At 68.0% G+C, this 16319-nt stretch carries 17 protein-coding genes; 9 read left to right on the top strand and 8 right to left on the bottom strand.

Annotation, left to right across the window (positions count from 1 at the left end):
• The first annotated feature begins 18 nt into the window (after positions 1 to 18).
• The 4 genes from ABGB18_RS31385 to ABGB18_RS31370 all read left to right on the top strand — a co-directional run bounded on the left by ABGB18_RS31385 (position 19) and on the right by ABGB18_RS31370 (position 4862).
• Complete coding sequence (locus tag ABGB18_RS31385; protein WP_347699245.1) at positions 19 to 897, top strand: LysR family transcriptional regulator; 879 nt, start codon at positions 19 to 21, stop codon at positions 895 to 897.
• A 177-nt stretch (positions 898 to 1074) separates the two neighbouring features.
• Positions 1075 to 2982: a CocE/NonD family hydrolase gene (locus ABGB18_RS31380; protein WP_347699244.1), complete on the top strand. Its 1908-nt coding sequence runs from the start codon at positions 1075 to 1077 to the stop codon at positions 2980 to 2982.
• Between the two features lie 510 nt (positions 2983 to 3492).
• Entirely contained in the window at positions 3493 to 3663 is a 171-nt protein-coding gene (locus ABGB18_RS31375) for a hypothetical protein (RefSeq protein WP_347699243.1), read from the top strand.
• 179 nt (positions 3664 to 3842) lie between these two features.
• Positions 3843 to 4862: an aminotransferase class V-fold PLP-dependent enzyme gene (locus ABGB18_RS31370; protein ID WP_347699242.1), complete on the top strand. Its 1020-nt coding sequence runs from the start codon at positions 3843 to 3845 to the stop codon at positions 4860 to 4862.
• 290 nt (positions 4863 to 5152) lie between these two features.
• On the opposite strand, the gene ABGB18_RS31365 is transcribed toward ABGB18_RS31370, so the two are convergent.
• A complete protein-coding gene (locus tag ABGB18_RS31365) occupies positions 5153 to 5743 on the bottom strand; it encodes an ABATE domain-containing protein (RefSeq protein WP_347699241.1) in 591 nt (196 codons plus the stop codon).
• 67 nt (positions 5744 to 5810) lie between these two features.
• Here ABGB18_RS31365 and ABGB18_RS31360 point away from each other — a divergent pair, with 67 nt between their 5' ends.
• A complete protein-coding gene (locus ABGB18_RS31360; RefSeq protein WP_347699240.1) occupies positions 5811 to 7055 on the top strand; it encodes an MFS transporter in 1245 nt (414 codons plus the stop codon).
• Positions 7056 to 7647: 592 nt separating this feature from the next.
• On the opposite strand, the gene ABGB18_RS31355 is transcribed toward ABGB18_RS31360, so the two are convergent.
• Both ABGB18_RS31355 and ABGB18_RS31350 read right to left on the bottom strand, forming a co-directional pair.
• On the bottom strand, positions 7648 to 8001 hold the full coding sequence (locus ABGB18_RS31355; RefSeq protein WP_347699239.1) for an alpha/beta fold hydrolase: 354 nt from the start codon (positions 7999 to 8001) through the stop codon (positions 7648 to 7650).
• 93 nt (positions 8002 to 8094) lie between these two features.
• A complete protein-coding gene (locus tag ABGB18_RS31350) occupies positions 8095 to 8982 on the bottom strand; it encodes an NAD(P)-dependent oxidoreductase (RefSeq protein WP_347699238.1) in 888 nt (295 codons plus the stop codon).
• A gap of 121 nt (positions 8983 to 9103) precedes the next feature.
• On the opposite strand from ABGB18_RS31350, the gene ABGB18_RS31345 reads away from it, so the two are divergent.
• Entirely contained in the window at positions 9104 to 9676 is a 573-nt protein-coding gene (locus ABGB18_RS31345) for an ABATE domain-containing protein (protein ID WP_347699237.1), read from the top strand.
• A 632-nt stretch (positions 9677 to 10308) separates the two neighbouring features.
• Here the strand turns inward: ABGB18_RS31345 and ABGB18_RS31340 are convergent.
• The 3 genes from ABGB18_RS31340 to ABGB18_RS31330 form a co-directional block, all read right to left on the bottom strand.
• Positions 10309 to 11490: an MFS transporter gene (locus ABGB18_RS31340; protein ID WP_347699236.1), complete on the bottom strand. Its 1182-nt coding sequence runs from the start codon at positions 11488 to 11490 to the stop codon at positions 10309 to 10311.
• Between the two features lie 76 nt (positions 11491 to 11566).
• A complete protein-coding gene (locus tag ABGB18_RS31335) occupies positions 11567 to 11995 on the bottom strand; it encodes an Rrf2 family transcriptional regulator (protein ID WP_347699235.1) in 429 nt (142 codons plus the stop codon).
• A 246-nt stretch (positions 11996 to 12241) separates the two neighbouring features.
• Positions 12242 to 12433: a hypothetical protein gene (locus ABGB18_RS31330; protein WP_347699234.1), complete on the bottom strand. Its 192-nt coding sequence runs from the start codon at positions 12431 to 12433 to the stop codon at positions 12242 to 12244.
• A gap of 7 nt (positions 12434 to 12440) precedes the next feature.
• On the opposite strand from ABGB18_RS31330, the gene ABGB18_RS31325 reads away from it, so the two are divergent.
• Together ABGB18_RS31325 and ABGB18_RS31320 are read left to right on the top strand one after the other, a co-directional pair.
• Entirely contained in the window at positions 12441 to 12587 is a 147-nt protein-coding gene (locus ABGB18_RS31325) for a hypothetical protein (RefSeq protein ID WP_347699233.1), read from the top strand.
• Between the two features lie 144 nt (positions 12588 to 12731).
• A complete protein-coding gene (locus ABGB18_RS31320; RefSeq protein WP_347699232.1) occupies positions 12732 to 13895 on the top strand; it encodes an ISAs1 family transposase in 1164 nt (387 codons plus the stop codon).
• A 90-nt stretch (positions 13896 to 13985) separates the two neighbouring features.
• On the opposite strand, the gene ABGB18_RS31315 is transcribed toward ABGB18_RS31320, so the two are convergent.
• Complete coding sequence (locus ABGB18_RS31315; protein WP_347699231.1) at positions 13986 to 14399, bottom strand: hypothetical protein; 414 nt, start codon at positions 14397 to 14399, stop codon at positions 13986 to 13988.
• 180 nt (positions 14400 to 14579) lie between these two features.
• On the opposite strand from ABGB18_RS31315, the gene ABGB18_RS31310 reads away from it, so the two are divergent.
• Complete coding sequence (locus ABGB18_RS31310) at positions 14580 to 15017, top strand: archease (protein WP_347699230.1); 438 nt, start codon at positions 14580 to 14582, stop codon at positions 15015 to 15017.
• Positions 15018 to 15319: 302 nt separating this feature from the next.
• Here ABGB18_RS31310 and ABGB18_RS31305 read toward each other — a convergent pair whose 3' ends face one another.
• Entirely contained in the window at positions 15320 to 15655 is a 336-nt protein-coding gene (locus ABGB18_RS31305; RefSeq protein ID WP_347699229.1) for a hypothetical protein, read from the bottom strand.
• Positions 15656 to 16319: the final 664 nt, after the last annotated feature.

Here is a 16319-nt window from a genome sequence, read left to right as displayed (position 1 = left end):
AGCCCATACATTTCAGGCATGGACGTGGACACCCGGGTGCTGCGCTACTTCGTCACCGTCGCCGAGCGGCTGAGCTTCACGCAGGCGGCGAAGGAGCTGTTCGTGGCGCAGCCGTCGCTGTCCCGGCAGATCCGGCAACTGGAGGAGCGGCTCGGCGCCGACCTGTTCACCCGGCCCGAGGTCCGGCTCACCCCGGCCGGCGAGCAGCTGCTGGCCGCGGCGCGCCGCCACCTCGCCGAGTGGCAGGAGACGACGAGGCTCGTACGGACCACCGCCGCGGCCGACCGCAACGTACTGCGGGTCGGGTTCGTCGTTGCGGGCGGCGGCCCGCTCGCCCGGCGGGCCAGGGCCGCCCTCACCGCCCGCCACCCGGAGGCGACCGTCGAGCCGAAACGGTTCGAGTGGGCGGGCGAGACGCAGGCGCTGCGGGACGGGCGGGTGGACGTCGCCTTCGTGTGGCTGCCCGCCGACCTGACCGGGTTGTGCGACGAGGTGGTCGCCACGGAACCCAGATGCGTGGCGGTGGCCGCCACCCACCCGCTGGCCGCACGGGAGTCGGTGGGCATAGCCGACCTGCGCGACGAGCCGATCGGGTGGACCGGGGTGGCGCCGGCCGAGTGGGTCGACTGGTGGGCGGTGAACCCCCGGCCCGACGGGTCCGCGCCGGTCTGGGGGCCGAAGAACGACAATGTGGACGAGATGCTGGAGCACGTGGCCACGGGAGCGGCGGTGTGCATCGGCGCCCGCTCGATGGCCGAGTACTACGCGCACCCGGAGTTGAAGTGGCTGCCGATCATCGACGTCGAGCCGCTCCGGATCGCGCTGGCGTGGCCGGCGGGCACGGTCAACCCGCTGGTGGGCGAGTTCGTCCGGATCGTACGCGTGTTGTCGTCGTAGTCGGACCGGGCGCCGGCCCCGATCCGGTGCCCTGAGCAGGCACCCGGCGGCGGGATTCGGCAACCGTCGGAATCGGGGGCGTGCGTTCGCGACAAACGACCACTGCTCCGCAGAACGGTCGTTTTGTACGGTCCGCCACATGGTATCCCTTTTAGCAGCATCATTGGCGGAACCCGCATGAGCCGCCCACGCCGCAGGACGGCATTCGGCGTGGGACTGTTCGCCGCCGCGTCACTGCTCGCATCGCAGGGTCAGATCACGCCCGCCGCCGCCGACGGCAGGCCCGGCATCGTGGTGGAGAACGGTGTCACGCAACCGGTGTTCGGCTACGCCGACGCGATCCGCGAGCACGTCTGGGTGGACGCCCCTTTCGACAGCGACCATGACGGGGCCATGGACCAGATCTCGGTGGACATCATGCGTCCACGCGCCACCGAGCAGGGCCTGAAGGCGCCGGTCGTCATGGACGCCAGCCCGTACTACTCCACACTCGGCCGGGGCAACGAGTCCGAGCACAAGCAGGACACCGACGGCGACGGCCTGCTCGACAAGTGGCCGCTGTTCTACGACAACTACTTCGTGCCCCGTGGATACGCCGTCGTCCTGCTGGACATGGTGGGCACCAACAACTCCACCGGCTGCCCGACCACCAACGGCACACCGGACAACCTGTCCGCCAAGGTGGCCATCGACTGGCTGAACGGCCGGGGCACCGCGCGGGACGCCGACGGCAACGTGGTCCCCTCCCCACGCTGGCACAACGGCAAGACCGGGATGATCGGAAAGTCGTACGACGGCAACCTGGCGCTCGCGACGGCGGTGACCGGGGTCAGGGGCCTCAGCACGATCGTCGACATCTCCGGCCCGTCGAACTACTACGACTACACCCGCAAGAACGGCGTCGTGACCCGCTCCAACCACTACGTGGCGAGCCTCGCCAACACCGTGACCGACCCCGACCGGCGCGAGCACTGCGCCCCGGTACGGGCCGAGCTCAGCGCGGCGGACGGCGACGCCACCGGCGACTACTCGGAGTTCTGGGCGGAGCGCAACTACGTCAAGGACGTCGCGAAGGTGCGGGCCAGCGTCTTCATGGTGCACGGCCTGAACGACGACAACGTACGGCCCGATCACTTCAGCCAGTTCTGGACCGAGCTCGCCAGGCACAACGTGCCGCGCAAGCTGCTGCTCTCGCAGGAAGGGCACGTCGACCCGTTCGACTTCCGGCGTACGGCATGGGTGGACACCCTGCACCGGTGGTTCGACAACTGGCTGCAGGGCGTGCCCAACAGGATCACGAAGGAGCCCCGGGTCGACATCGAGCGGTCGCCGGATGTCTTCGAGTCCTACCGCGACTGGCCGATCCCCGGCGCGAGGGAGACCAGCCTGTGGTTCCAGCCCGGCGAGGTCGCCGGCGGTCCCGCCGGCCTGTCGGTGAAACGCGCCAAGGGAAACCCGGCCGACCTCACCTTCCAGGACAACCCCACCCAGACCGAGACCCAGATGGTCAGCGACACCTCCAACGTCGGTCCGAACCGGCTGGTGTTCCTCTCCGCGCCGCTCACCGCGCCGCTGCACGTCTCCGGCAGCCCGGTCGTACGGCTGAACGCGTCGGCGGACCAGACCGACACCAACCTCGGCGCGGTCCTGGTCGATTACGGCCCGCAGACCCGGGTCAGCTGGGAGACCTCCGGTGAGGGCATCAGGACGCTGACCACCGAGGACTGCTGGGGCGAGAGCGGCCCGAGCGACGACGCCTGCTACAAGCAGACGGAGAAGAACATCGTGACCAGCGACCGGGAGCGGGTCAGCAAGGGCGTCATGGACGCGCTCAACCGGAACTCGCTCACCACGCCCGAGCCGCTCGTCCCGGGTGAGAAGTACGACTTCAACCTGCCGCTGCTGCCGGTCGACCACGTGTTCGCGCCGGGCCACCGGCTCGGTCTGATCGTGGTCGGCAGCTACCGCGGCTACTCCAGCGTGGCGGACCAGACCCGGGCGAACATCAGCGTGACGACCAAGATCAGCAACTTCCGGTTGCCGCTGGTCGGCGGCCACCAGGCCGCGAGCCGGGCCGGTCTCTGACCAGCCCGCCCGATCACTCCCGACATTCCCAACGCCCCGGCCGGTGCCGCCCACCGGCCGGGCCGGCCTTCCCGGCGCCCCGAACCTGCGGCACCCGCTTGGGAGGGTGGTTGCCGTACGGCTGGATCTCGTGCTGTGACCTGGGCAGATGTGTCTTGCAGCCCGTATCGCCTGGAAGATCATCCCGCGTATGTCCCGCACTCGACGAAGAGGTTCAGCGGCGTCGCCGAGGCATGGCAGTCGGCGGGACCCCAGTCTGTTGACTGATTCGGTTCGCGGGACCGGGTGACACGATCTTTCCTGCTTCCCGCAGCCGGAGGGAGGTGAACCGCGGGCAGGAAGAAGCGCACCGGCTGGGAGTAGACGGGACAAGCGCCACCTGATGGAGATCTAGGGACAGGCCCATTTGGACTGGTTTCAAAGGACCTGGGCAAGCTCGTCGAGGTCCCCCGTGACCTCAGCGACACCGCCCCGGCCGCATAGGCGTACACCTCACCAGCAGGAGAGACCATGGCCTACCCCGATCCGCGCTACTACGGCGACAAAGGTGAGATCAACGCACTGTTCCGCCCGGCCACCGCCGCGCCCGACTTCATCTCGACGTCCGTCGCCACCGGCGGTGTGGACGGTCAGGAACTTCTCCAGGTGGGCGGCCAGCCTGATCCAGGCTGGCGGCCATGAGATCTCCAGGTAGACGGACATGCGGCGTCCGGGTGGGCGGTCAGGTCAGGGAAACGACGCCTCTTCCGGCAAGGGCCTCGGCCAGGCGATGGGATTCGCCGCTGGTCTCGACCATGTGGGCGTGGTGCATCAGGCGGTCGGCTTCAGAATCGCGGACCCAAAGCTCTAGGCTCACCAGGATGAATCTTGACGAGGCGGTACGCCTGTGGGACCCAGAGCCGGGATGGCTTAACACCGCGAGCTACGGCATACCGCCGGAGCCGGGGTTCGCGGCGCTGCAGGGCGCGCTCGCCGAATGGCGTCGCGGGGCCAACGGCTGGGACAAGTGGGACCGGTCCACCGGTCGCGCGCGCAGCGCGTTCGCGCGCCTGGTCGGCGTCGCGGCCGACGACGTGGCCGTGGGCGCCTCCGCCTCGCAGGTGCTGGCCCCGGTCGCGGCCTCGCTGCCGCCCGGCTCGCGCGTCGTCGTCCCCGACATCGAGCAGACGTCGAACCTGTTCCCCTGGCTCGTGCACGATCTCGACGTGCGCACGGTGCCGCCCGCCGACCTGCCCAACGCGATCGATGAGCGCACGGACGCGGTCGCCTTCAGCTTGGTCCAGTCCGCGACGGGTGAGGTCGCCGCCACGGACGAGGTCGTCGCGGCGGCGCGGGCGCACGGCGCGCTCATCGTCGCCGACGCCACCCAGGCGGTCGGCTGGCGCCCGATCGACGCGACGCCTTTCGACGTCCTCGCCGTCTCGGCGTACAAGTGGCTGATGTGCCCGCGCGGCACCGCCTTCTGCTACGTGAGCCCGGCTGTGCGCGACCGCATCCGACCGCTCGCCGCCAACTGGTACGCCGGTGACGGAGATGCCTCGTACGGCCCGCCGCTGCGGCTGGCGAAGGACGCCCGGCGATTCGACATCGCCGCCCCCTGGTTCTCCTATGTCGCGGCCGCCCCCACTCTGGAACTGCTCCTGGAGATCGGTATCGGTCCGATCCACGACCATGATGTACGGCTGTCCAACCGATTCCGGACCGGCCTTGGCATGCCGCCTGGCGACAGCGCGATCGTCAGCGTCACCCGCCCGGGCGCGGCCGAGCGGCTCGCAGCGGCCGGCATCCGCGCATCCGTCCGCAACGGCGCGGCACGCCTCGCCTTCCACCTTTATACGACGGAAGCCGACGTGGACACCGCCGTCGCGGCGCTGATCTGAGTCCGGCGGACCAGTGCGCTGGGGGCGATACCGGCAGAGACCGTTGGAGCATGAGCTGGCGCAGGGTGGCTTCCCTGGCGGCGCCGCTGGGGAAACCAAGCAGCCGGAGTTGCTCTCGAATGGCGGGGGTCCTCCGGCGTTCTAGCCAGGGAAGAGTCAGCAGACCCGGGGGTTAGTGTCGGATCTCCCTGGCCGGGAGGCCCGTTCCGGGCTGAAAATCGGGGTGGTTGCCCGCCGACGTCGTTCGTCTTTGGTCCGTCTTGAGGCCGAGGGTTGACGCTCCCGGCCGTTCACCGGTTCGTGGCTGAGCGACGGAACTGGGCGGCTTTGGCGCGGTTGCCGCAGGTGGCCATCGAACACCAGCGCCGACGGCGTCCCGCTGACTTGTCGACGAACAGGGCGTTGCACGGCGCCGAAGCACAGACGCGTATGGTCGCGCGGGCGTCCGTGCCGATGAGTTCCGCCGCGTCGAGTGCGATGCGGCACAGCGCGCCGTGAGCGTCGGACGGCGTGGTGGTGAGGGTCCGCAGAACAGGGACGCGTTGGCTGGTGTCCAGGTGCGGCGGGTTGCCGACCGCGCGGACGAGCCATGCGTTGATGATCTGCTCCGATGCCGGCGGGAAGTCCTCTTCCAGCAGGATCGCCCTGATCCCTTGGTCGATGGCTTCACGCAGTTCTCTGGCCCGCGTGAGCAGTTCATCGTCCACGGTGAGGGGGCGGTCGCCGATCCCGGCGGCGACGAACCAGCCGGCGAGGTCGGCGGGGGTCTCCAGCAGGTCCCGCCAGGCTGTGGCGCGCTCGCGGACCGTGTTGGCGAAGTCGATGGCGGGCCGGCCGCCGAACCAGACCCACGGCCGGCCCTGCACCCGATCTCCATCCATAACCTCATGATAGGTTACCGGGCACAGTAACCTGACATATGGTTACTCGGGAAGGAGATCGATCTTGATGGCTCGCGAAACGGGGGCAGCGCAAGCCCGATCCGCAGGCACCCGGACATGGCTGCTCGCGCTGGGCATGTTCGCGATCGGCACCGATTTGTTCATCGTGTCCGGCCTGCTGCCTGACCTCGGGCACGACCTACGGTTGTCAACGGCCGCAGCCGGCCAGACGGTGACCGTCTTCGCCATCACCTACGCCGTGGCGGCACCGATCCTGGCCAGTCTCACCTCCAAGATGGATCGGCGGATTCTCCTGTTCGCCGTTCTCCTCGTCTTCACCGCCGGCAACGCCTTGTCAGCGCTCGCACCGGCCTTCGCCGTCCTGCTGGCAGGCCGGATCGTCGCCGGAGCGTCGGCGGCACTGTTCGCGGCGACCGCGTCGGCGGTGGCGGGCCGGATCGCCGCGCCGGAGCGACGCGGTCACGCACTGGCGATCGTGTACGCGGGCATGACCACCGCCATCGCCCTCGGCGTCCCCTTGGGCAATGCGATCGGGGCCCTGTCATCGTGGCGATGGGCGTTCGGATTCGTGGCGATCATCACCCTCGTCGCCGCGGCCGGACTGTGGCTGAGTCTTCCGCGCCTGCCCGGGTCGGCGGCGGCCGGTGTACGTGACAGGCTCGGGGCGATCCGGATCCGCCGCGCTCCCCTCGCGATGCTAACCACCACGCTGTGGGTGATCGGAACCTTCGTGGTCTACACCTACCTGGGCAGCATCCTCGACACCATCACCCATGCTGGCGCCTCCGACCGTACCTGGCTGCTGCTGGCCTTCGGGATCGGCAGCTTCGCCGGGGTCATGAGCGGAGGGCGCCTGGCGGACCGTACCAACGCCGTCACCGGCCTGACAGCGACCATCGCGCTGCTCGCGATCGTCCTCGCGGGGCTCGGCGTCGCCGTGTACTCCCTCCCCTGGACGGCCGCGACGCTCGCGCTCTGGGGACTGGTCCACTGGGCGAGTTTCCCGCTCATCCAGCACCGGCTCCTGGCCCTCGGCGGCCGCGACGGCGATATGCTCCTCGCTCTCAACAACAGCGCCGTCTACCTCGGCCAGACCGTGGCCGCCGCCATCGGCGGCGTTCTGGTGGGAGCCGGTCTGCTCTCCCGGCTACCACTGGCCGGAGCCGCCTTCGAAGTTCTGGCTCTCCTCGCGCTCGCCGTCGGCGCAGGCAGGCGCCGTCCAGCCCGCCAGGCGGCGGAACCAGCAGGTGACGGGTACCCCACCAGCGAGCGCCGAGACGTCCGTCGATGATGTGGCGGGGAACGGGGCGCCGGCTGCAGCTGCTGCTGGCTGATCCCGCCACCGCCGCGCATGCCGAGGGGTGCTTGTGATCGATGATCGCAAGGACGGCAGTGCGACGGCCTTCACCGGCCGCCAAGTGGCTAGGCCGCCTCGGCAAGGCCGACAACGGCATCGTGACGGTCACCACGCTGCGGGCCGATGAACGGCTGTATTTCCGCTGTACGCCCGGCTCTACACTCCGGCGCGCCGGCGGACGGGCGGCAGGCACGGAACATCTCGAAGATCACGGACTGTCGCCAAGGCCGTGATCATCAGATTCCGTGCCTGCGGTCTGTTACGACACGACCCACGCGCCCATTTGTCGGTCGCTCTAATTCAGCGGGGGCGGTATCTCCCCGCTTCGGACTTTCGACCTCGGCTTCCTCAAGGGTCGCGAGTATGGCCTGAGCGACCTCCGTGGGCTGTTCCCGGTGTGGGAAATGGCCGGCGCCTGCGACGACCCTGACGCCGAGGGGGTGAGCGAAGCCGACCGCGGCGAGGTCGGCGGGAGGCGGCGGAGCGACGCCGTCGTCGGCGCCAAGGATGACGGTCGTGGGGACGGTCACCGGTGGTCGCCTCGAGGATTGCGGCGCCCTGCGCGGTCAGAGCCCCCCCAGTCGTGCCCACCGACCAGAACGGGCACGAGGCCGGCCGCGTCGAGGAAATCCAGCAGGTCGCGAGCGAGTGCGGCCTGCTGCGCGCTCCGTGGCCGGTCTCGATCGCGGAAGCTCGTTGGGCCGTAGCCCCGCAGGTACGGGGCCACCACCCGGAACCCGGCCGGCACCAACTGGTCGGCGACGGCCCGCCAAGCCCCCGCTCCGTCAGGGAACCCGTGCATGAGAACGATCAACGGCGCATCCTCGCTGCCCCACTGCTCGTAGCCGATCCACAGCGCCTCCGTTTGGACTTTCCGCATCGCCAACCCCTCTATGAACTGGGAGAGCGCTCCCCAGGGCAGGCTGCCGCGTGCGGACTCTGCCGATCTGAGTGCTCGTGTCCGTCTCGACGCTCACCGGGTCGCCCCAGGGACGTCACGGTGGCGCTGCATATCGGCCAGAGATGCCCAGTCGGCGTGCTCGTGCCCGGCCTCGATCGCCTGCGTCAGCAGTTCGGAGAGCAGGTCACCGACAGGCAGACGCATACCGGTCGACGCGGCCTGGGCGCGGGCGAGGTCAACGTCCTTGCGACCCAGCACCGGCGTGAACCCTGCTGGCGCATACTTCGCCGCGGCGATGAGCCCGCCGTAGTTCGTGTACACAGGGCCGGGCGTAATGGTCGAGGTGAACAACTCCACCAGTGTCCTGGCGTCGACACCGCCGCGCTCTCCGATCGCAACCGCTTCCGACATTGACTGAATCGCCGATGCGATGAGCACCTGCCCTGCGACCTTGACCACGTTCGCCTGCCGCGGGGCCCGGCCAACCGGCCAAACACGGGAGCTGACGGCCTCCAACATCGGCAGCACTCGTTCCATGAGCTCAGGCTCACCGGCGGTGACGATGTTGAGCTTGCCCGCCTCCGCAACCGGCACACCACCGAACATCGGGCCGGCGACATATCCCACGTGCTGCTCGGCGTGCACCGCTGCCGCTACCTCGGCCAGATCAGGACTGATCGTTGCGAGGTTGACATGCACCGCACCCTCGCCAGCCCGCTGCAGCGCACCGCTGTCGAGGAACACCTCGCGCACTGCGGTGTCGTCGGCGAGTACCGAGAACACCACACCAAAAGCGAAAACCTCCCGCGGGTCTTCGACCTCGATCACACCCACGTCGAGCAGCGGAGCGAGCCGGGAGCGGTCCCGGTTCCATGCCGCGACCTCGAATCCTGCCTTGACGAGGTTCCGGGCGATCGCTGCGCCCATCCCGCCGGTACCGACCACCGTGACATCGGTCATTCAGTCACACACTCCTAGTGGAACCGTCTAAGCCGGTTCCACTCTACTCGTCGTCGGCATGCGAACCAACTAAAATGGTTCCATGAGTGGACGAGCTACATATGCGGCAGGAGGGGCTCCGATGGAAGCGCCGACATTCCGACTCGACAACGAACATCTCTCGTTCCGATTCACCGCCACACTCAGTGACCGGTACGGCGAGCCGGTCGAGCGGCTTCCCACGCCAAAGCGCCTGAATGACTGGCTCGACGCGAACAGTCTTCGCCTCGGCAAGGAGCAAACCACCGACCAGGACCTCGTCCTGGCGTGCCAGCTCCGAGAGGCCATCCACCGCGCCGGCACAGCGGTCGTCGGCGGTGACGTGCCCCAGCGGGCGGACATCGGGCTCATCAACAGGCTCTCCCGCGAGAGCCGGACCTATCCCCAGCTCACCGCATCCGGCGCGCACTGGTGCAGCTGGTCCAGGCATCCGATCCATGCGGCACTGGGCCTCATCGCGCAGCATGCAATCGCCATCCTCGGAGGTGACGAGCGCTCCCAGGTGAAGGTGTGCAAGAACCCGGAGTGCGGCGGGCTCTACGTCGACACCAGCCGAGGCCAGAACAGGCGCTGGTGCTCGATGAACATCTGCGGCAACCGAGCCAAGAAGGCCAAGTTCCGCAGAGCCGACGCTCAAACCCCTGCACACCCCTGATCCGCACTTCACCGCCTGGCTGGTCGCCTGGTTACCCCAAACTCGTGCTGATGACCTTGGCGGAGACCGGCACGCGCGGCCCGTTGGGGGCTGTGTTCGGCCCGGCCGTGGCTGGGGAACGCGCCTATGCTTTGCGGCTGGGGACACGGTAGATCAGGCCATCGCCGAGCAGTTCGCGCGCGCCCACCCGCTCGCTCTGCCGCCGGCCTGCGGCGGGTTCTCGATCGGATCGGCAAGGGCCTGCTGGACATCGCGACCACGGATGTCGATTCGCTCGCGGACGTGCCGTCGTTCACCAGTTGCTGGCCGAGGGCCGGGGCGAGGGCAAGTACATTGCCCGCCTTCATGGGTGAGCCCGTCGAGACAACCCGGACGATGCGGGGCGTGGCTTTGTCCGCAGGCCGGTACGTTCGGTTTCGTTGTCGGCGGGCCATGGTCCGAGCTGCGCCATGTGCCTTCGATCAGGCTCTGTCCACCCCTCGGCGAGACCAGCCTCTTCATGGTCATCAAGCAGGACAACAACGGCACCGTCTTTGTTGTCAGCGACGGTCAATTTCGACCGGCTCTTGCCCGACGCGGGCCACCACGCGGAGGTGGCCCGGCGCCCGTGCGAGCGTGATAGCCCACGTACATCATGGCCTGGACGCGGCCTGCCCGGCGGACACATCACGTCTCCGGATTGAGGCGTGCGCTAGTTCGGCGGCTGCGAGCCCACCCAGGATGAGGGCAGCGCCGAACGGCCCCAGCAGGTAGGGGCCCACGGTGGCCATGCCGAGCGCCCCGACGGCGGCGGCCACGGAAACGCCTATGTAGACGCTGGAGGAGGCCAGTCCGGTCAGCACGGGCGTGGCCGAGGGCAGCACGGAGATGAGGCGATGGGTCTGTGGGGTCAGGGCTCCCCAGCCGGATATCCCCCAGATGATCAGGGCGGCGGCGGCGGTCGCGATGTGCTGGCTGGTCCAGGGCAGGAGGGCGAAGTCCACGGCGGCCACGGCGACGGCGGTGTTGATGACGCGTCGGCTGCCGAGGCGGTCGGTGAGCGGGCCGGACACCAGGGTGCCGGCCGTCGCTGCCAGTCCCCAGATGAACAGCAGCAGGGCGAGCGTGGTCCCGCTGCCCTGGGTGGCGCGATGGAAGCTGACACTGATGTAGGAGTAGACGGTGTAGAGGCCGGTGTAGACCAGCACCGACGTGCCCAGCGTGAGCGCTATACGCCGGTCGGCCACTGGCGCCAGACGTTGCCGCAGGGTGAGGGGCGCCGGTGCGGGAACCTCGGGCAGCAGCGCCGCGACGGCCAGCAGGGCCAGGACGCCGAAGGCCACAACCGCCCACATGGTCGCCTGCCAGCTTCCGGTCAGGCTGCCGATCGCGGTACCGATCGGCGCGCCGAGCGCGGTGGCCGCGCTCAGCCCGGTCATCACCACGGCGATGGCTCGGCCGCGCCGGTCGGGTGGTGCCAGGGCGGCGCCGGTCGCGGTCGAGGTGGGCGTGATGATCGCGCCGCCAAGCCCCGCCACGATCCGCCCGGCCAGCACGAGTGCGTAGACCGGCAGTACGGCGGTGGCCATGTTGCCCAAGGTGAAGACGGTGAGGCCCACGAGCAGCAGCCGTTTGCGCGGCCAGTTCGCCGTGATGGCACCCATGACGGGGGAGAGCAGCGCGTACGCCAGGGCGTAGGCAGTGATCAACTGGCCGGCGGTTGTGGTGCTCACCTGCAGCGATTCCGCCATCGCGGGAAGAATACCGGCGATCACGAAGCTGTCGGTGCCCACGACGAACACGCCGAGTGCGAGCACGACGAGATTTCGATGCACTGATCTCTCCTATTGTAACAATATCTGTTACATCAATGAGTGGAAATAAGGCCGACCTGGTGGCCGGCCGTGGACTTTACGCGACGGTTTCCTTCAGCACGTCGGCGATCGAGGTGCCGGCGAGGTCGGCGCGCAGCGCGGCTTCGGCCCTGCTGTACCTCCGCCTGAGCACGGGCTGAATACCTCGCCCGACGGGACAAGCCTGGTTGGGAGGGGCGGGGTGCAGGTCAAAGAGCGGATCACCCTCAACGGCGCCGTACACCGCTGCCAGGTTGATCGCGGCCGGCTCGCGAGTCAGCAGCCACCCCGCGCCCTGACCCCGCCGTGCCTCGACCAGTCCGGCCTCGCGCAGCTGCCCCAGGATGCGGCGAATCACCACGGGGTTGGTGTTGACGCTGCCGGCGATCTCGTCGGAGGTCATCACGCCGCCGTCTCGCTTGGGCTGCACCAGTGCCATCCAGGCCAGAGCGTGGATGGCGACCGTGAACCTGCTGTTCGAACTCATCGTAATCAACTTTGTTACGACACGGCCATGTCTGTCAAGTGGCACCAGAGCCGACAGGTCGGGCTCGACGCTCTCGTCGGCGACCCCCGAAGGAGACGGTGCGGTAGCTCGACCTGGCTCGACCTGTCGCACGGGCGTGCACCAGCGGCGCCCCGAGGCTTCCCACCACCGCGACGACCAAGGCGATGAACATCAGCGCGGGCACCAGCAGCCGGTCCGCCTGGCGAGGTTCGTTCGCGGTGTTGGTCATCGGTTCGCCTCCGTCGTCAGGTGCTCGAACAGCCCCGCATGGATCAGCGTGGTCGCCTGGGCGGCCCACTCGGCGTCAAGGTCCGCCAGTTCCAGGGCGGCGCTGTTCGCGATTTGGAGATCTCCAGTACCCCGGACGCCGCCGCGGCGCAACGGCTGGGCGCCGTTGCGGTTGAAACGCAGCACCATCGCCGTAATGATCAGCAGAACTCGGCCGGTGCGCCCTGAACGCGAACATTTCGAGGTCTTCGTCGACACCTGCCTGCGGGTCGCTGAGGAATCAGGCCAGCCGTTATCCGACGACCTGATGGACCGGCGGGAGCCGGTACAGGTCACGGCTTGATCGCGTACGGCGTGGCGACGGCGTGAGATGCAACAAGGCCCCGTAGAACGACGGTTCTCACACCAAGTCGATCTACCGGAGCCTCGTTGTCCGTGCAGTCTGCCATGCCACCTGTCCTGTCCGCTATCGCCGCTGTGGCCGGCGGTGCCGACCTGGGCGAATCCGTCGAACAGGCAGGAGGCGGACCTGCGGGATCTGCGCCGGGTGTGGGAGCAGGTGCCCGATCCCCGCGACTCACGCGGGCGCCGGCATCCGCTGGCGGTACTGCTCGGCCTGGTCCAGGCGGCGCTGGTGTCCGGGGCGAACAGCTACGCCGCGATCCGGCACTGGGTCGCCGCCGCGCCTCAGGAGGTCCTGGCCCAGCTCGGAGCCCGGCAACAGCGGCATACCGGGATGTTCATGGCCCCGCATCCTGACACCGTGTGCCGCACGATCAAGCTGGTCAATGCCGCCAGCGTGGATGCCGCCTACGCCGCGCACCGCGCCAGTCAGCTCGCCGACCTGTACGACGACCCTGACGAACTCATCCCGATGAGTGTCGACGGCAAGAGCCTGCGCGGCACCGCCACCGCCGATCGGCCCGCCCGGCACCGGCTCGGCGCGCTGCTGAGCGAGGAAGGCGTCATGGTCGCCACCCTCGACGTCGCCTCCAAGAGCAACGAGATCACCGCTTTCGCGCCGCTGCTGGACCAGATCGGCTGCCTGAAGAACGTCGTCATCACCGCCGATCGGCTGCACTGCCAGCGTGAGCATGCCCGCTACCCGCACCGCCGTGAGGCCTTCTATCTCTTCCCGGTCGGCGGCAACCAGCCGAAGCTGTTCGACCAGCTCGACGCCCTGCCGTGGAAGGACGTGCCGATCGAGTGGACCACCTACGACCGCGGCCACGGCCGCACCGAGATCCGTACCATCCAGGTGCAACCGGCTCCGCCGGGCACTCGTTTCCCGCACGTGCGGCAGGTCTTCCTTCTTGAGCGTTACGTCTACGACCTGCATTGGACACCCCTGTCGGCTGTCGCCGTGCTCGGCGTCACCAGCCTGCCCGCCACCTTGGCCGGTCCGCGTCGCCTCGCGGAACTGGCCAGAGGCGAGTGGGCCATCGAAAATCAAGATCATTACGTGCGCGACACGACGCTCAGCGAGGACCGCTGTCGAGTACGGACCGCCTCGGCTCCGTCCATCCTGGCCACCATGAGAAGCTACGCGATCGGCGCATTACGCCTGCTCAACCACCCCAACATCGCCGAAGGCGCCCGCTGGGCACGCGACGACTTCACCAACCCGCTCATCGCCCTCGGTCTCACATAATGAGAACTCCTTCAGCCCTTGGTTTCTTGTAGGAATCAGCGCGCTCAGCCCGCGGCGGCCTTGGCATTGTGCAACACTTCGGGCCCAATCTCACTCCGGAGCGGGAACCTTGCAGAATGCCGCCCACTTTCGCTCAGCCTCGTGCAGCCTCTCCAGCTCTGCTTGGCTGTTCTGCTCTCCTTGTAGTGCGGCCGCCCAGTCCTGGTGGGCGTATACCGACTCGCGCAAGCTCCCACGGAGCTTCGGCTCATCGGTTGCCTCCGCAGCCGTGAGCAACCTGTCGGCATATGCCAGGGCATTCGCTTGCCATTCCTCTGGCGTCACAGTGATCGTCTGGACATTGCGAGCAGCGACTGCCAGGGCGCAAGCTTTGGACCGTGCAGAATCCTTGTTGTTCAACAGGTCATCGAAACTTTTGATGCCGAAGAACGCCAAGATGGTGATCACGGACACCGCGATCCCCAGGCCCACAGCGAATTTCGGTTTATCAGAACCGTCGCTCACCTCTGTGCCTCCGTCACCCGAAAGCGTTGCTGCCCCGAGTATAGGATTAGGACGGTAGTTGGGCGGGAGCTTTCGTTTGGAACCGGACCTGGCCATGCAATCCGGCAAGCTCGCCCTCTCAGAGAGCGAGCCTGCGATGCCATGGTCATCCGAACGTGGATGACACCGTCGGCTGCGGGTATGGCTGAGCGCATGGGGCGGGGGCATCGTGCGGTCCTGAGGGCGGCGGACGTCGTGGGGGAGGCGTGGGCGGACAGCCGGGAGGAGTGCTTGGCCGAGGCGGTGCAGGCGCTGGTCGAGTGCTGCGTCCGGGTGGGCGACGCGGTGCCCGATGCCTGCGTGATGTTCTCCCTGGCAGAGGAGAGCGACGAGGCGCTGCTGGTGGCCGTACTGGACGAGGTGATCGACCAGATTGAGGCGAATGGCCGGGTGACGGTGGACGTCTCGGTGGACGAGCGAACCGTTGCGACCAGGGGCCAGGTGGAGGTGCGGCTTGCTACCGTGCCTGTGGAGGCCGTCGAGCGCGTGGGGACGGCGCCTGCGGCGGTCGTTGTGCACGGCGTGCGGTTCGGATGTGTGAACGGGGTGTGGCGCGCCGGACTGCAGCTGGACCTCTGACACGTGAATCAACCTATTGCGGTCCTTGAACGCCTGGCCTGGCTTCAGGCAACGCCAGGAAAATCAGCTTCCCCTGATCGGGCCTATGCGATGTGCTGCTGATAGGTGGCTTTCCCTCGGTTTCTCCTCCGGTAGGTGAGATTACCGTCCCGTGCTGGCCTGGGGCCGCCGGGACTGGCGTGGGCGCAGTCTGGGCCCGGCTGGACGCGACATGGGGGCGTGACGAACTCCACGGCGAGGGTGCCGTCCGCCAGGTCATGACGTGATGATGCCCGCCATTCGAGCAGGGCGACCTCGTGGAGTTACTGGCCGACGAACGGCTCGAGCCGCTCGTCGGTGCCGGACCACGCCGGTGTCTGCTCGACGTACTCCCAGCCGCTGATCGCAGCCGTCGTGTCGATGGCGTTCCACCCGATCGACAGCTCGTCGAACTTCCAGTGGCAGATCTCCGCCTGGACGCCGTCGAAGTCCAGGATGACGGGGCACTCGGCGAACCAGTCCCCGTCCTCGGCGAAACCTACGAGCGCGAACCCCGTCAGACGCCTGCCGGCAAGCGCGGCCAGAGCCGGTCCGTGTGCCTGGCGGACGGCTTCGAGTCCGACGAGGAAGGTCGGTTTGAAGCCGGAGATCCCCATCACGATAGGCGATTGTCCAGGTTTATCGCGGAACCAGCCAGCCGATATTTTCCGCCAGGCCGTAGGGCCCCACCTGGCTATTGGCATCCAGGAGGGTGATCCGGTTGACGTGTCCTTCAGTTGACCCAGAGCTGAAGGGGCGAGTCGGATGCCGGGGCGGCGTCCGCAGTGGCTCTCCTACGGTCTGGTCGTAGCCTGCTGGACTCTGGTGGCCACGGCTCGCCTTGGGGCGGGACGCGTACCTGGCAGACGAAGGTGCGCCTGCGGCGCAGGTTTACGCACGCATTTGGCATGGTCACCGTGGCGTTCGTCCAATGTGCAGGTGGTCGTGGCGGGTAGCGGTGGCCGGGACGGCGGAGAATTGGGCCCATGAGCTGGGGAAACGCTTTCAAGATCATCCCGCGCATATCCCCTGATCATGGTCTTACGGCTCGCATGCGGGCACCGTCGGTTGCCTGCCAAGGGCACAAAACAAAAGACCTGCGGCTGAGAAACCGCAGGTCGGGGGCCTGGAATGCCTATCTAGGTGAGTGCCCCCGGCAGTGTGCTGGTTCAGGACATAGGAAACCCATGTCGCAAGACATAGGAAACTTCAACAGAGTGTGTCTCGGGACATAGGCAACCGCCGTTGTCATGAACGTGGGCGGTGTGTCCAAGGCCAGAGTTG

Origin of the sequence: Nonomuraea sp. B12E4, assembly GCF_039871825.1 — a bacterium.
In the GTDB taxonomy this organism is placed as follows: domain Bacteria; phylum Actinomycetota; class Actinomycetes; order Streptosporangiales; family Streptosporangiaceae; genus Nonomuraea.
This window is presented reverse-complemented; position numbering and strand designations above follow the sequence as displayed.

Excerpts from the sequence above, each read along its gene's own strand:
- ABGB18_RS31385 (WP_347699245.1), top strand. The coding sequence starts at position 19 with ATGGACGTGGACACCCGGGTGCTGCGCTACTTCGTCACCGTCGCCGAG.
- ABGB18_RS31380 (WP_347699244.1), top strand. The coding sequence starts at position 1,075 with ATGAGCCGCCCACGCCGCAGGACGGCATTCGGCGTGGGACTGTTCGCC.
- ABGB18_RS31375 (WP_347699243.1), top strand. The coding sequence starts at position 3,493 with ATGGCCTACCCCGATCCGCGCTACTACGGCGACAAAGGTGAGATCAAC.
- ABGB18_RS31370 (WP_347699242.1), top strand. The coding sequence starts at position 3,843 with ATGAATCTTGACGAGGCGGTACGCCTGTGGGACCCAGAGCCGGGATGG.
- ABGB18_RS31365 (WP_347699241.1), bottom strand. The coding sequence starts at position 5,743 with ATGGATGGAGATCGGGTGCAGGGCCGGCCGTGGGTCTGGTTCGGCGGC.
- ABGB18_RS31360 (WP_347699240.1), top strand. The coding sequence starts at position 5,811 with ATGGCTCGCGAAACGGGGGCAGCGCAAGCCCGATCCGCAGGCACCCGG.
- ABGB18_RS31355 (WP_347699239.1), bottom strand. The coding sequence starts at position 8,001 with ATGCGGAAAGTCCAAACGGAGGCGCTGTGGATCGGCTACGAGCAGTGG.
- ABGB18_RS31350 (WP_347699238.1), bottom strand. The coding sequence starts at position 8,982 with ATGACCGATGTCACGGTGGTCGGTACCGGCGGGATGGGCGCAGCGATC.
- ABGB18_RS31345 (WP_347699237.1), top strand. The coding sequence starts at position 9,104 with ATGGAAGCGCCGACATTCCGACTCGACAACGAACATCTCTCGTTCCGA.
- ABGB18_RS31335 (WP_347699235.1), bottom strand. The coding sequence starts at position 11,995 with ATGAGTTCGAACAGCAGGTTCACGGTCGCCATCCACGCTCTGGCCTGG.
- ABGB18_RS31330 (WP_347699234.1), bottom strand. The coding sequence starts at position 12,433 with ATGGTGCTGCGTTTCAACCGCAACGGCGCCCAGCCGTTGCGCCGCGGC.
- ABGB18_RS31325 (WP_347699233.1), top strand. The coding sequence starts at position 12,441 with ATGATCAGCAGAACTCGGCCGGTGCGCCCTGAACGCGAACATTTCGAG.
- ABGB18_RS31310 (WP_347699230.1), top strand. The coding sequence starts at position 14,580 with ATGGCTGAGCGCATGGGGCGGGGGCATCGTGCGGTCCTGAGGGCGGCG.